Source organism: Aliikangiella aequoris, assembly GCF_053709105.1.
In genome coordinates this window covers 111,115-125,126 of sequence record NZ_CM132298.1, presented here as the reverse complement: position 1 = coordinate 125,126, position 14,012 = coordinate 111,115, and the positions used below count along the sequence as shown (strand labels likewise).

Genomic DNA, 14,012 nt, shown 5'->3' with positions numbered 1-14,012 from the left:
TATGGCATTTTAATGACAAATTGAAATAACTGATTTTCCATAGAACTAAATGTTCTATCACAGTTTAGTTAAACTATAACCAACTCCACGAATGGTTTTTATTTGGTAGATTGCACCATCAACTAACCCAAGCTGCTTTTTTAAGTTAGATACAAAATTATCCACCGTTCGGTTGTCAACAAAAACATCATTACCCCACACTGCATTTAAGATATCATCTCTGCTACAGGGCTTATTAATATGCTCGAAAAGATATAGGAGAATATCGAATGCTGTTTTGGTTAAATGGATTTTTTGATCTTCCTTATGTATCTCTCGCAAGTTCCAATTTATATGATACCCGTTTAAGTTCTGTGATTCAGTGTGGGTAGTTATGCTCTTTCTTCTCAGCAATGCTTTTATGCGCAAAATTAATTCTGAGGAACGGTAGGGCTTGCTAACATAATCATCAGTACCGGCAATAAACCCTTCAACAACATCTTTTTCCAAATTTCTTGCTGTTAACATCAAGATGAGTACATCAACTCGATTACGCATCCAACGACACAAGTCATAACCATTTCCATCAGGTAGCATAATATCAAGCACTGCTAAATCAACAGTGTTTTCTGCTAGAAATTTCTGTGCATCCTTAACCATAGCGTGTGAAAAAACTTGATACCCTTCAAGTTCCAAATTATCCGCCAATGTTTCTCTTAGGTTATCATCATCCTCGACGATGAGTATTTTAACGCTCAAGAACTTCTCTCCTTACCTTGCGGTGAAGTCTCTGGTAATACTATTTCCCAAGTTGTACCATTTTTACTTGATGCTGTGATAGTAATCGAACTTCTGTGTATTTTCATTATTTGTTTACAAAGTGATAGCCCAACTCCTGTACCTTGTTTGGCATTAGTGCTTGTATCACGATAAAAATCATCAAAAACTCTACTCCAGTTAGACCGTTGAATACCACAGGCATTGTCAGTAAATATCAATTTGCGTTGTTTTGAATCGAATGATGCTTCAATCTTAACTTCTGATTTATCGCAATATTTAATTGAATTAGAAAATAAGTTGATAATTACAAGTTCAAACAATAATGGATCAACAAAGCTGACGGAATCACTTTGGATATTATTTATAAAGATAAGCTGTTTCGATTGATATTCACTAAATTTTTCATATACTCGCTCAACCAATGAGCCTAAATTCACTTTATCTAAATTCAATTCTAGCTCACCCGACTTTATTTGGTTGAGTGATAGTAAGTTATCTACCATTAACCATAACCTGTCGACTTCGGTAATTATTTTATCGGGGTAGTCTTTGATGCTGAGGTTTCTATTGTGTCTTTTTTGAAGAGTTTCAATCATAATCCTAATTGACGCCAAGGGTGTTTTTAATTCATGACTAACCAGGTTAATAAAGTTCTCACGTAAATCAATAAATTCTGATTTTTTCTTATTTCTATAGGATATAAAAGCAACGACAACTAAAAGCGATATAACAAATGTTAGCGTCAGTGCTATTTTGACTTTAAAAAAATTACTTTGCTGTTTTCTTTGTTCTATCCATGTCGCTCTTTTTATATCAAAAGGCAGATCAACAATGGTTCTAACCATTTTTTCACCTTGGGTGTCTCCAATTGATATTTTGTCATCTGCATCTAAAACTCCTTGTAACTTAAGCATTTTTTCTACAGTTGTTAATTCAGTTTCGATGGAAAATGGTAGAAAAAGCATCAAACCTTCAGACGCATGAACCATAATCCATTTGTTGTGAATAATAGCGTACTCTTTCAGCGAGTCTATATTTAGTGATAAATTGGGCTTCCAAAGCTCATTAATACTTTGATTAAACCAACTTGCATCAATATTAGCGCTCTCTAAAATAACTTCAATTTTACTAATCGCCAAATCAATATCTTCTCTGGAGAGTTTATCATTATGTTTAAAGATGAAATCGATCAAAGGTGTTAATTGGTTTGAACCCTCAAATACGATCAACTGAATGAGCTCTACATTCCACCTTGTATCTTCTTCTAATTGCAGAAACCTTAAACTAGATATGATTTCTTCTAATATAGATAACTGATAGTTTTCGACTAAGGAAAAATAATTTTCGACCTCTTGAGCTAGTTTAGCTTGATCGTTAGATTTTAGTGCTTGTTTAATATTTCGCAATGATTCTAGTCTCAGTTGACTTGCACTGGATAAAGCAGACAGCTCTTTTTCACCAAGGGTTTTATTCAGATCATAGTGTTGCCAGAGTGTTGACAAATTATTTCCTTGTAAACCATTAAACCGAAAAGGAAAGAGCCACTTTCCTTGCTGGTTTGCCATAAAGTTTAAGGGTAGCCTTTTCCAGTTTGAAGCGATTTCTGTTGAAGTTAGAGGGTAACTTGCTGATCGATTAGAGATATTAGTGGTCAAAGTTTTTATGACGGTATTTTTCATTAAAAACTGGTTGTCGTCTATTAGACGCTTTGCTTCTCTATATTCAACGGACAACATAAATAACATTGAAAAACCTCCTACTAAAACCAGGAGGTAAGTCAAAATTGATGATACTTTTTCGATAGACTTAATCAAGTAAGGGTACTCTATCAAAATTGATCTTGGTAACAGGGTGGTTCTGCTCAAACAGGTCTGCTCTTGTATCAATTCTTTGTGCTATCTTAACTTGTTCTTTAAGAGTTTTAACTTGGTCTTGCTTTTGATAAGACAGCGGCAAAGTGTCTAATAGTTGCTCAATATCTTGATAGCTATAAACTCTAGCCCAATAGGATTGACGTAATTTTTCTGCAAATGCGGCAACAGCAAATGATAGGCGGCTGTCTGGTGATGCTGCTTGAGTAGTACGTTTGACGACACTCTGAGGAATACCCTTATTAATATAATGTACTTTATGTCCTTGTGGCTTTTTATAAGCAATAGATAGTTTCGCCAAGTCTTTTAATTTAGGTAGTTGTTGGCTATTTATTTTTACTTCATAGAGCGCGGTAACCTTATGACCAGCGCCAATTTCACCACCATCTTTACTTGCATCAGTAAAGTCTTGCTGATTCAAATGACGGTTTTCATAACCTAGTAAACGATAATTTGATACTACGCTTGGATCAAATTGAATCTGAATTTTTGCATCTTTAGCAACGGTTTGCAGTTGGCTATTTAAATCATCGACAAACACCTGTTGAATATCTTTTTGAGAGGCTATGTAGAGATAATTACCATTTCCCTGATTAGCTAGTTGCTCTAACAAATGATCATTATACATACCTCTGCCAACACCTAATGTTGTTAGGAAAATACCCTTTTCTTTACTCTCCGATATTTTGGAAAGAATAGCTTCAGGCGAAGTTGAGCCCACATTTGCCATACCGTCTGAAGTGAGGATCACGCGGTTATTAAAACCAGGTTGAAACATGCTTTCAGCGAGCTCATATCCTTTTAATAATCCTTTTTCGGCATTAGTGCTGCCACCAGAGCTTAAATTATTTATGGCATTGAATATTTTTCGTTTATTTAGCGCTTTCGTCGGCTTAAGAACCACAGTAGCATTGTCGTTATAAACAACTAACGCGATTTGGTCATCTCTATTAAGTTGAGACACAAGTGTTGCCATAGCATTTTTCAGTAATTCTAGCTTATTGTCAGAAGACATCGAACCAGATACATCAGCGACAAGTACTAGATTACTCGGATTGCGTTCCTCATCACTCAAAGTCTTAGTTTGCAGTCCTATATGCAAAATATGGTAGCCGGAGCGAAAAGGTGAAGGCATTGCTTCAGCACTAACTGAAAATAGGTGTTCATTCTGGTTATATTGATACTCCATAGAGTTCACAAACTCTTCAATGCGAATACCGTCAGGATTGGGAAGTTGGTTTTGTTTTAACATAGCAGAGGCTAATTTGTATGAGCCGTTATCAGCATCCATAGAAAAAGTTGATACAGGATTATATTTAGTCTGAATGGTTGGGTTAACTCGATAGCGCTTAAATACTTGGCCAGATGCCTCTGGACTGTTAGCAATAATACGATACAGTCGCTCTTTATCTTCGTCTGAAAGTAGTGAGCGCTGATTGCTCCGCTCTCGAATATACAGGATTTCTCTTTCTGTAGTCGAATCCGACTGTTTTATCTTATGTTGCTTAACTAATAATGACAATTCTTGGAGTGTTTCAGCTGCAGTTTTGTTCGCACGCGATATTGCAGGAGCATCGATAGCACTAACAGGCTCTGCATTTGCGTTACTAATCCTCGAGCCAGTAATAATGATTTTAGTCTTTTCTGACTCTACTTCTGTAACTAAGGGTTCATGTGAAGTCGACGCACAGTTAGCAAGCATAATAACAAGTAATGCAGATGCTGATAATTTTAAAGCGATAATTGCTAATTTCATTGTATTTTCTTCCTTATATTATCCAATGTAAGGATACTACCTAGTAATTAAATCCGAAATGTCATGGTTTTGTCATGATTTCGATAAAATTGATATTTTTATATCAAAGAAGAAATACAACCAAAATATACAAGGACATTCAATTTTATTTCTGCCTAATACTACAATACGTCAGCATAATTACAAAGCGCGCACCTCGGCTTTAGACGTAATTAATTTTACTGTATTGATTATGTATGTGATGATTGAAAAATAGAGGTGGGTGTCCCGGTAATTTGCATGCCAACCTACTAAAACTAGATATTAGCGAGTGCGATAGTTATGGTTCAACGAACAACTTACGCTTGGTTTTTATCCGTTTTTGTTGCGCTTTTCAAATATTAGAAATTGAACAATGAACCAATAAATTCAAATATTCCCATTATGCTCTCAAGTAAAATCTCGAGAAATGCAACAACACACTCTATTACTGATTCACCAACAACAAATGCTTGCCCACCCAATACGCCTATCGCAGAAACTAGAATTAAACTTGAATAAAGACTGAAGCCAGCGAAGAACGCATAAAGCAGAACAAACATTATAGAAAACGCAGACACCGTTCCCAAAATTCTTAAACCCAAAGTTCTTTGGTATTTATTACGCATTATTTTTCCTTAAATATACTATTAATTAATAGTTGGCTTGTTTACTTTTAATAGCATCACTAAATTCTTTTATTTGTTCTCTTGTATATTTTGTGTGTTTTCTCTCTGCCGAAGGCGGCTGACATTTAACGCTAACACCACTCCGATATTCTTGTGTGGGTCTAATTGGCCTTTGAGAAAATCCACCTCCGCAATTTGGACATACGTTTGAAAGAATTTTATCGACACAATCCTTACAAAAAGTACACTCATAACTACAAATATAAGCATGCGCTGAATCAAAAGGTAAGTCTCTATCACAGTATTCACAGTTAGGTCTTAATTCCAGCATTATATTTTCCTTATTACATTCAACAATAGGTAAAGGGGCCCCATGTTAACCTTCTCCGTGAGGCTATATGTTGATAAACCAATTTAATGCAACTTTTACTACCACTCTATAACAATTTTTGTACCCACATTTACCAAACTTAAAAACTCGTCCATCTCTGAATTGGTTATCGCAATACAACCATCAGTCCAATCAAATTTTTGGGTGAGCGAAGACAACCAAGCCAATCCATTTTTTTGGCCATGTACCATTATAAAACCACCCGGACTCACGCCTTTTGACTTTGCATGCTGCTTATCTGTTTGATTAGGGTAGCTAATGTGCATTGCTCTATAAAATGAAGAGTCCTCTTTTACGTAATCTAGAACATACTCACCCTCCGGTGTTTTTTGGTCACCTTCTTGCTCTTTATGTCCTTGAGGACTGCCTCCTAATGATATTGAGTATTCAATTAAAGGAACGCCATTCTCCATCAAGTACATTTTTCGTTCCGATTTATCCACCTTAACCAAGTCTACGGCTGAAAATGCAATAGATGGAAAAAGCAACATAAACGCTAAAACTTTCATTCTCGATCCTTATATACTTTATGTCTGCAATAAACGGCGTAGCTTTGCTACGCCCGGTACACCCAGTATGGTTAATTAATCATCATACCAGATAGAATATTTGTCCCCTTGCCATTTGACAAAATGAATAGCATAAGCCGCTGTGAGCAATAATAAACCGGCCGGAAGAACAGCCTCATTGAAGAGACCTAAACAACAAGACATAAAGCCGCTTACATGTAACACTCTTTCATTTCTAAGAGTTGACTTCCTAGTGGGACGTGTTTGTAAAAAATTGGACATAAACCATATTTTCGATAAAAACGGTAAGTTTTTCCAATTATCTGAATTTTTATCAATCATAAATTTCTCCTGATTCAAAGTTGATACATCAACATTAAGTGCAGAAGCAATACATTTAAGTGACTCCATACTCGCATTTTTTCCACTTTCAATGCGCTGAATCGTTCGAACATTCAATCCAGACATATGAGCCAGTTGCTCTTGTGAATAATGGCGACTAATACGTAACTCTTTAAGAATCATTAAATTTACCTCTTTACTAATGAACCACAAGTATTCATGAATTTTACGCCTGTCAGTTACGAATTTAACACGACATTCACCCGACAGTGCCGAATTAAGCTTTTAAATTAATGGCTAATTCACTATTCAGGCGTTTTTTGCCTCGTTCTCCAATTTTTCATTAGTTTCTATTTTCCGCTCCTCAATCCCTAAGTCTCAGGCTTGTTTACTTCGCAGCACTTGGATCGTTTTATTATATTTAAAATAGATTCTTTAGGTGATATCACTAGATGGATGCACACAATGGAGGGCAGTTAAGTAATGCCAAGAAACCAAAGAATCTCATCAGCGCTTTTTACAGCCTGCCTGTACTTAAGCAGTTTTTATTGGGCATTTTGCTGCCATTCGAGCTTGCTAATCTTATATAACACATGCTCACATTGAGGATGTGATAAATCAATACCTGGGTGCATGAAATTTTGCTTGCTATCAATCATACCAATTTTTTCCATAACCGCTTTAGAGCGATTATTAGCTTGGGTTGTAAATGAGACAACTTCTTTTAAATTTAGGTTAATAAATGCAAATTTAAGAGCTTCTCTGGCGGCCTCGGTAGCATACCCCTTGCCCCAGTATTGCTTTGCAAGTCGCCATCCAACTTCTACGCAAGGCGAAAATGGCATATTACCTTTTGGAGTATGTAGACCGGCAAAACCAATGAATTTCTGTTTATTAGGTATTTCTAAAGCCCAAAAACCCCAGCCACGCTCACTGATAAGAGACAAGATCTTTCGTCCCATTTCATTGCTTTCCTGTGTAGATAGAAGTTTTGGGAAATGCTCCATTACATCCTTGTCGCTGCACATTTCAGCAAATGGAAGAAAATCATCCTCTGTCCACTGACGAAGCAATAACCTATCCGTTTTCAACATTTTCTGACTATGCCTTGCGCCGCAATACGGGCCGATGATAGTTTGCTAAAAACCCGCTGTAGAGTGGAGCCGAGCAAACTAGTAAAAATCCGAATTCATTAAATTATTATGTGCTATGTCAAACTAGTAAAAACTTATCTCATTTTATACCAAAAGTAATTCTCAAAAATTTTAATCGTAAAATAAAAGAATGATAAATGGTTAAACATAGATATACGTTATAGCGCCAACTATACCAACAACTAAAATAGAAAAAATTACTACAATTAACTTGTTACTTGAGTCTTGATAAAGCTCGTGAATAGTTGTTCCCTTGGGTGCTTCTTTGTGCGCTTTTAAAACTGCGCCTTTTTGGCCCCGCTCTAGTTGACTAATACTCACTATAATAAACGCGCCCTTCTTATGTACTTTTGCATCGTAGTCTTCAATTTCGGCGAGCGGCAAATAGCCATGTCGCTCAGCGCCAAAATCGACAAAAGCCGCTTCAAGTGAAGGTTCAATCTTGGTGATTTTAGCTTTAAAGAAATTTCCTTTTTTATACAAGTTTGGAGAAATCAAAAGTGTTCCTAAAATTTTTAGTGCGCTCTCAAAGAGCGCGTTTTAACAGATTATGAACTGACGGTGCACTGCTCTCACTATAATCAGTTTTAGTGAGAATTATAGAAGGTTAGGGATACGTTTGTAGTTTTTCAATCAAGACTCATCATCATTCGCAGGTTTATCGTTAAGGCATTCGTACCCTATTGAATCATAACTTTTAATATTCTCTTTTGAGCCACACTCAACTAAAGCCATTTCATAATGATTGTTCTCATTAAATTGCTGAGCAAGATTACCTATCAAAATTATGATGGCAATAGTTAAGACAAGTATAGAAATTTTCTTTTTAAAGCTCATTCATCTTTCTCCATTGATTCAACGCCTAAAGCAACAGCGCGCTTTTTGCGCGTTGGTTAACCTTTAATTTTTATTGTTTTGGCGATAGCTCATAAACAGCTACCGAGCGACCCTGTATTGTTAATCATATAATTAGTACGAGTAAACTTTTGTCTAAGTGCTTCGTATGTATCCTAAAAATAAAAACAAATGATTTATTACAACAAGTCTTATTAAAACTTAAACTAATATAGTTGACTGCATTCTGCTTAATTAATAGATGTCAAATACTTACTTAAGACAATCAATATGTCAACTGCGTATTTTATTAGATTTACTGCAAGTAAATACAAGAACACTTGTTAACGGCCGTTAAAATGAACTACTTGAAAATTGAGCACATTAAATACAAATTACTCTAATAAAACCTTCTTACGTTGGTTCTGTGCACAAGTCATTTTAAGCGACTGATTCTATGTAATTTCTCCATGCTAAGTAAATCCAGAGCTATTGCTGATTCTCAAAAGCTCTGGAACGTGTTATTTAGCCATAGCATGTCAGCCACCGATCACCGAAAAACTTAACCAAACATAGATGCCGTAGCCCACCAAAAGTACGCCTCCCTCGGTGCGACTAAGACGGCGTCCGGTGTGCAAGAAAAAGAGTAACATCAATGCTGTCCCGAGCATAACCCACTGATCAAACTGTAAGATTCTTGCGTGAACTGGTAGCGGTTGAAGAAGCGCAGACACTCCGAGAATTCCAAGTAAATTAAATATATTGCTACCAAGTATGTTTCCAACCGCTACATCTGCGTGCCGCCGAATAGCTGCAATTACCGAAATTGATAACTCGGGAAGAGAAGTACCCACGGCTACAAGCGTCAAACCTATAACAGTCTCAGGAACACCAAAGTGGGTTGCAATACCAATGGCTCCAATCAAAAGAACCTGTGATCCTGCGATTAGAAGAAGCAAGCCTAAAACTACCGCCATTGCAGTCCACAATACCGACTTTGGAATGACAGACAGCTCATTTCCTTCAGCTTGATGCAATTCGCCTGAAGGCGCAGCGTGGAACTTTTCGCTCCAATATGCCCATACTAAATAAGCACCTAAAGCGACAATGAAAATAGCTGCGTCGGTGCGCGCTAACGCACTTCCTCCAACCAGTACTAAAAACAAAATACTGGCTGCCACTACCGTAACTGCGTCTCGCCTCAATGCCAACGGCTTAACCGCTAACGGCGAAATCAAAGCACAAACACCGAGTATCAATAAAATATTACCAATATTGCTACCAACCACATTCCCTATAGCAATATCTGGCCGCCCATCCACGGCGGCATTAACTGACACCACTAGCTCCGGAGCAGAAGTACCAAAGCCAACAATAACCAAGCCGCTAAGCAAGGGCGAAACACCAAGTCGCTTTGCTGCTGCCAGCGAACCACGGATTAATGCTTCACCACCAGCGGTGAGCATGGCTATACCTAAAATTATAAAAAGGAAGTTCATCATTTTTTGCAGGTGGCTCCTTTAGAATTCAGCATAACAATAAAAGCTCTAATCCTTGCAACTGTAAGATATGCAAGAATTCGGGGGGAGTGATGGTGATGTGTGATTTTTATTTTGCGTTATCATTTTTTTCTTTCCAGAATAGCTCTCATAAAAACCTAGGTGTGCCGAATAGGAAAAAGTATCAGTTCTGTCAACGTACTGACCAATCCAATCAACGAGCATTTCTAAATTATCATCCTGAACCTGTTTACTTGGATACTTGTGTGGTTCCCAAGGCCTTGCCCTCGCATTTAATTGACATGCCTCGACAGATAAATTCATAAAGATTATTTCTGTTGCTCTATTTTTTACTAAATCTAACAGGTCGGTATAACAACCTTCGATTACCCAATTATCATTAGCACTTATAAAATCTTCTATCTCCTTCCAAGACTCGTCTATTGGCTTGCGTTCAGGCGGAGTACTCGGCTTCCAAGCTAGCCCATCTAGATCTAAGTGAGCAAGCCCTCTAGTTTCACTCAAAACTTTAGCCAGCGTGGACTTTCCTGAACCGGAATTCCCAAATACTAGAATATTAGACAAGATATATTTCCTTAGTGCGTAAAGCGACGTTTACAAGCGCCATTTTGCTATTCCTGTTTTTCAAAAAACAATTCAACTGATAATTCAACTGTCGCTTTAGCTAAGTTAGACAGCTCACATTTTTAGCCGTTAGTTTTTCTCTTGCCATAAATGAAAAATACCGGTTTAAAAGCGCTAGAAAAACAATCGGCAATACCGCTGCATAAATACGATCACCTTCAAAATATATTGAAAATGGCAACATTAAAATTGTTGCTGTAAGCAGATACAATGAAAACATCCGTGCGCTACCTTTTACTCCAATAAAACCGGACGACGAAGCAAAAGTTGTCACTACGCCAATAATAACCATTAATATCAGTATTGCTGACTCACGTAACGAGTCATAGAGTTGCATGAACCACCATTGGTTAAAAAATACTGCGAGCCCCCCAAGAATTAAATAGATGTTTCCCGCTAGTACTAGTCTATTTAGCGGATTGCTCAAAGGCAGCAAGACTGCTAATTGTATTAAACCTAACAAAGCGCCAAGCTGAAATGCCTCTAGCCAACGTTCGTTAGATGGCGCGCCAAACCAAAAAGCGAACAAAGCAAATATAGATAAAGGAAAAAATTGAATTAACGCGAATATCCATTTACTCATAAATTTATCGAACCCTTGTGCTTGCTAACCTTTTGGCAATCTACCCCGGAGAGTGTTACCTGAACAAAATGTCATATGATTTTCGCAGCAATTGACCCTATAAAGCAAACTGTCGCAATTGCAAATCCGAAAAAAGGAACCCTAAACCAATACTTGTAGGCCAGTCCCAAATAAGCGATTGAAATAATCGTTACAAAAATTGAATAGTAAATATTTTCTGAAATCACTTCCATATTAAAGACAGCCAACGGAATGTATATTGCAGCAATGGATATAGCTCCGAGACTATGGCTTGCATTAAACCCTACCCAAGCGTCCCACATAGTTGTTTCTTTTGTTAACACCGGGCTAGTGCCTTTCATGCTCTCAGTGACATGATTGTTAAAAGCGTGAAACTTATTAGTGAAGAAAGTGAATAGCAGATGAACTATACCCAAAACACCAAATATTGAAGCACCAACTATTATTAAAAATTTTTCCATGTCAATGTTCCTAGAACTTTACTTTACACAAGACTCAAACCAAGTAATAGTAATTTTTTGCCACGCCTTTTTAAACAGCATTTATTTTTCAGGATATGTTGTAGCTTTAAACGTCGCTCCCGAACTCAAAGCTAAATTTTCAAGTTCTTCAAAATGATTTTCATCGCCTACATAAATTAAATTTGCGCCAGTTAGTGATGCTTCGCCAGATTCTGTTAGAGCTATTTTTAATATAGAGAAATTCAGAGAGTGGTCAGCACCTATTATTGCTATAGTTGCATTAGATTTAGTCGCTTCAGATAGGTGTTGCTGAAGAGTTACAGATGTAGACTCAATAGGTGAGCTTGCCGGAATATGAAACATGAAAAATTTAGTTTTTCCATCTTCAACATATTTTCCTGCCTCCTGCATAGCAGCATTTATATCATACTTAGAATTACTTATGCTAGGACTTGAGGCACATCCAAGGATAAATAAAAGTAACAGGGCAAGTGTAATAGTAATTATTTTCATTAAGCTTCCTTCTTCTCGAACATCACCTAAAATAACTTCTGAATACATATAGTCACTCCACAGATCTCAGCATTTTTATTAACGTAACTAGGACTGAATATTAAAACTGAACATTTTTGCATTTAAGCCGTTAATGTTAACTAAAAATAAGTAATTACCTTCTTTAAAATCAACACCCTCTGACCAAAGAAAAGCTTCATAATCTATATTTGTTGGCGGGCCTATATACCATGCACCGGCCTTATTAAACACGCTATACACTCCACTGTTTTCATCAAACTTTAATATAGTCCACTCTAAAACGTAACCATTTCTTGATAAGTTTTCTACTCTCACTCCAAACCTAGGTTCTATTTTATTTTTTTCCCACTGAATTGTATTTCCTCGATTGTCGAGTTCGTAAAACTCACCAGCCTCAATAATATGACCAAATTCAATTTTGAAATTATCTCTGTTGGCAATATGCTTACTCGATATACAGCCAGATAAGCAAACTAAAATTAAAGCTAGTATGTAATTTCTCATATTTTCCTCTAGTTATCCTGCAATAAAACGCGACTAGTTTAATCGCGTTGCCGCGTACCGCGCAAGTTCAATAGCCTCGCTAAATGCCTTTGGAGTTATCGGACAGAAATATTCTTTAAACTGTCCATCGTTTATAGAAAGCGAGTAGCAGTCGCCTTCAATAGTTGCTTCTCGTACGACCTCGCCTTCTAGCTCCGAACTGTACTTGAAGGTTACGTTTTTATCAGTCGCAGAAACAAGAGCGTAACTATAAGTTTCTACCCAGTCTTCCAAAACTGCGGTGAATTTCTCGCATTCGAACTGAATATACAATTTTCCAAAGAAATCTTCGGATAAAAGCGCCTTTTGTTTCTCTGTAGAATTTTTAGCTTGGCGAAAGCTTGCTAAAGTTTTTTCTTCATTAGATTTCCAGTAGCCTTCTAGTGGGCAAGCGCTGACCTTTACAGCAACAAATAAAAACATTAAAACTAATATACGTAAAATCATAGTTACATAAAAATCCATTTTAACAGATGCCAAATAAATCAATAAGTTCGGGCTTGCCAAAGTTTACGGACAAAAAAACTCGGCAAGCTTTAGCGAGTCTTCTGCATTATTATGCTAAAAGTATGCTAAAAGTTAATTACAGCACTTTAGGCGGTAAATATATGGTGAACTCGTTCAATGGCTCAATAAGAACACTGTGAGCATTTTGTTGTTCTTCAAGCGTCACCAGACCTAGTCGCGACAATAAACCAAAATTAGCCGACTTTAGTTTTGCAGCAGTCACCTCTAACTTTTTGTGCCAAACTCTATATGTGCCTAATTTACCATCTCTTCGATAATAAAATCCTGCCAAGGGATGAGTTAAGTATACAAGCCCCGTTTCCGTATCGGGAAAACCGGGCAATTTTAATTCGCTATTTGTTTCTTGAGTTAACTCAACCTCTGCTGGTGCCCATTTTGCGAGAGTCGTCATCTGATACTTTTTATATATTTTCTGTGACTCATCAAATTCGCAGTCAAATTGAACATCTCCGCTGTACCATGGTAAGCACCAAATAAATCTTGGCACAGCCAGTGTCCATGAATCTAAAGTGGTACCTAAAAACCAAACGCATCGCTCATTTGCTTCTTTATCGATAATATAAATTCGATAATTGGTTTGTCCCATAGTAAATTTGGGAAAAGGGTAAACAGCAGAGGTAAAATCTACGTCAATAAAAGGTACTACGGATATTAACGCTTTTTCTATGCCATTTACTTTTATTGTGTCTAGTTTAAAGCGTTCAGGAAAAAGCCCATTAAAACGAGACGGATCGACTGCGTAGGTTATTATTGCGAAATGCTGCAATTTGCATAAAACATCAACCCCCTTAGGCTCAGGCCTTGGATGCAGAAAGTCATTAAATTTTAAGTAATCCAACGCACAACCCTCCTTGAAACTGAAATCAAATATAAGTTCTGCAACTTGATTCATTTCTATTTGCTAAAAAATTTAAGTTTACCGCAATGATTAAGAG

17 protein-coding genes and 1 pseudogene are annotated in these 14,012 nt (G+C 36.9%); all 18 read right to left on the bottom strand.

Annotation, left to right across the window (positions count from 1 at the left end):
• Window positions 1-57: 57 nt before the first annotated feature.
• Window positions 58-738: a response regulator transcription factor gene (locus ACUR5C_RS00650; RefSeq protein ID WP_454466380.1), complete on the bottom strand. Its 681-nt coding sequence runs from the start codon at window positions 736-738 to the stop codon at window positions 58-60.
• Window positions 735-2,624: a sensor histidine kinase gene (locus tag ACUR5C_RS00645; RefSeq protein ID WP_454466379.1), complete on the bottom strand. Its 1,890-nt coding sequence runs from the start codon at window positions 2,622-2,624 to the stop codon at window positions 735-737. The genes ACUR5C_RS00650 and ACUR5C_RS00645 overlap by 4 nt, the downstream gene beginning before the upstream one ends.
• The gene (locus ACUR5C_RS00640) at window positions 2,566-4,386 is read right to left on the bottom strand and encodes a vWA domain-containing protein (protein ID WP_454466378.1); all 1,821 of its coding nucleotides are present in this window, start codon (window positions 4,384-4,386) and stop codon (window positions 2,566-2,568) included. The genes ACUR5C_RS00645 and ACUR5C_RS00640 overlap by 59 nt, the downstream gene beginning before the upstream one ends.
• Window positions 4,387-4,766: 380 nt before the next feature.
• Window positions 4,767-5,033, bottom strand: a complete 267-nt coding sequence (locus ACUR5C_RS00635) for a hypothetical protein (protein ID WP_454466377.1) — start codon at window positions 5,031-5,033, stop codon at window positions 4,767-4,769.
• 25 nt (window positions 5,034-5,058) lie between these two features.
• Entirely contained in the window at window positions 5,059-5,364 is a 306-nt protein-coding gene (locus ACUR5C_RS00630; protein ID WP_454466376.1) for a DUF1272 domain-containing protein, read from the bottom strand.
• Window positions 5,365-5,462: 98 nt separating this feature from the next.
• Window positions 5,463-5,933: a L,D-transpeptidase family protein gene (locus ACUR5C_RS00625; protein ID WP_454466375.1), complete on the bottom strand. Its 471-nt coding sequence runs from the start codon at window positions 5,931-5,933 to the stop codon at window positions 5,463-5,465.
• 75 nt (window positions 5,934-6,008) lie between these two features.
• Window positions 6,009-6,458, bottom strand: a complete 450-nt coding sequence (locus tag ACUR5C_RS00620) for a helix-turn-helix domain-containing protein (RefSeq protein WP_454466374.1) — start codon at window positions 6,456-6,458, stop codon at window positions 6,009-6,011.
• Window positions 6,459-6,820: 362 nt separating this feature from the next.
• Entirely contained in the window at window positions 6,821-7,369 is a 549-nt protein-coding gene (locus ACUR5C_RS00615) for a GNAT family N-acetyltransferase (protein WP_454466373.1), read from the bottom strand.
• Between the two features lie 336 nt (window positions 7,370-7,705).
• Window positions 7,706-7,906: pseudogene (locus tag ACUR5C_RS00610) on the bottom strand (S1 RNA-binding domain-containing protein); the annotation flags it as partial.
• 156 nt (window positions 7,907-8,062) lie between these two features.
• Window positions 8,063-8,266, bottom strand: coding sequence for a hypothetical protein (locus ACUR5C_RS00605; protein ID WP_454466372.1), 204 nt, complete (start codon window positions 8,264-8,266; stop codon window positions 8,063-8,065).
• Between the two features lie 536 nt (window positions 8,267-8,802).
• Window positions 8,803-9,765, bottom strand: coding sequence for a calcium/sodium antiporter (locus ACUR5C_RS00600; protein ID WP_454466371.1), 963 nt, complete (start codon window positions 9,763-9,765; stop codon window positions 8,803-8,805).
• Window positions 9,766-9,810: 45 nt separating this feature from the next.
• Entirely contained in the window at window positions 9,811-10,347 is a 537-nt protein-coding gene (locus tag ACUR5C_RS00595; RefSeq protein WP_454466370.1) for a P-loop NTPase family protein, read from the bottom strand.
• A 100-nt stretch (window positions 10,348-10,447) separates the two neighbouring features.
• Window positions 10,448-10,990: a hypothetical protein gene (locus tag ACUR5C_RS00590; RefSeq protein WP_454466369.1), complete on the bottom strand. Its 543-nt coding sequence runs from the start codon at window positions 10,988-10,990 to the stop codon at window positions 10,448-10,450.
• A gap of 71 nt (window positions 10,991-11,061) precedes the next feature.
• On the bottom strand, window positions 11,062-11,472 hold the full coding sequence (locus ACUR5C_RS00585; protein ID WP_454466368.1) for an LIC_13387 family protein: 411 nt from the start codon (window positions 11,470-11,472) through the stop codon (window positions 11,062-11,064).
• 81 nt (window positions 11,473-11,553) lie between these two features.
• Window positions 11,554-12,033 (bottom strand): hypothetical protein, encoded by a 480-nt coding sequence (locus ACUR5C_RS00580; RefSeq protein WP_454466367.1) that lies wholly within the window; start codon window positions 12,031-12,033, stop codon window positions 11,554-11,556.
• A gap of 39 nt (window positions 12,034-12,072) precedes the next feature.
• Window positions 12,073-12,510: a hypothetical protein gene (locus ACUR5C_RS00575; RefSeq protein ID WP_454466366.1), complete on the bottom strand. Its 438-nt coding sequence runs from the start codon at window positions 12,508-12,510 to the stop codon at window positions 12,073-12,075.
• A 33-nt stretch (window positions 12,511-12,543) separates the two neighbouring features.
• Window positions 12,544-13,014 carry a hypothetical protein gene (locus ACUR5C_RS00570; protein WP_454466365.1) on the bottom strand — a complete coding sequence of 157 codons (471 nt, stop codon included), beginning with the start codon at window positions 13,012-13,014 and terminating at the stop codon, window positions 12,544-12,546.
• A 118-nt stretch (window positions 13,015-13,132) separates the two neighbouring features.
• Complete coding sequence (locus ACUR5C_RS00565) at window positions 13,133-13,915, bottom strand: YqjF family protein (protein ID WP_454466364.1); 783 nt, start codon at window positions 13,913-13,915, stop codon at window positions 13,133-13,135.
• Window positions 13,916-14,012 lie beyond the last annotated feature (97 nt).

Excerpts from the sequence above, each read along its gene's own strand:
- ACUR5C_RS00630 (WP_454466376.1), bottom strand. The coding sequence starts at position 5,364 with ATGCTGGAATTAAGACCTAACTGTGAATACTGTGATAGAGACTTACCT.
- ACUR5C_RS00605 (WP_454466372.1), bottom strand. The coding sequence starts at position 8,266 with ATGAGCTTTAAAAAGAAAATTTCTATACTTGTCTTAACTATTGCCATC.
- ACUR5C_RS00585 (WP_454466368.1), bottom strand. The coding sequence starts at position 11,472 with ATGGAAAAATTTTTAATAATAGTTGGTGCTTCAATATTTGGTGTTTTG.
- ACUR5C_RS00600 (WP_454466371.1), bottom strand. The coding sequence starts at position 9,765 with ATGATGAACTTCCTTTTTATAATTTTAGGTATAGCCATGCTCACCGCT.
- ACUR5C_RS00580 (WP_454466367.1), bottom strand. The coding sequence starts at position 12,033 with ATGTATTCAGAAGTTATTTTAGGTGATGTTCGAGAAGAAGGAAGCTTA.
- ACUR5C_RS00575 (WP_454466366.1), bottom strand. The coding sequence starts at position 12,510 with ATGAGAAATTACATACTAGCTTTAATTTTAGTTTGCTTATCTGGCTGT.
- ACUR5C_RS00615 (WP_454466373.1), bottom strand. The coding sequence starts at position 7,369 with ATGTTGAAAACGGATAGGTTATTGCTTCGTCAGTGGACAGAGGATGAT.
- ACUR5C_RS00620 (WP_454466374.1), bottom strand. The coding sequence starts at position 6,458 with ATGATTCTTAAAGAGTTACGTATTAGTCGCCATTATTCACAAGAGCAA.
- ACUR5C_RS00625 (WP_454466375.1), bottom strand. The coding sequence starts at position 5,933 with ATGAAAGTTTTAGCGTTTATGTTGCTTTTTCCATCTATTGCATTTTCA.
- ACUR5C_RS00635 (WP_454466377.1), bottom strand. The coding sequence starts at position 5,033 with ATGCGTAATAAATACCAAAGAACTTTGGGTTTAAGAATTTTGGGAACG.
- ACUR5C_RS00590 (WP_454466369.1), bottom strand. The coding sequence starts at position 10,990 with ATGAGTAAATGGATATTCGCGTTAATTCAATTTTTTCCTTTATCTATA.
- ACUR5C_RS00570 (WP_454466365.1), bottom strand. The coding sequence starts at position 13,014 with ATGGATTTTTATGTAACTATGATTTTACGTATATTAGTTTTAATGTTT.
- ACUR5C_RS00640 (WP_454466378.1), bottom strand. The coding sequence starts at position 4,386 with ATGAAATTAGCAATTATCGCTTTAAAATTATCAGCATCTGCATTACTT.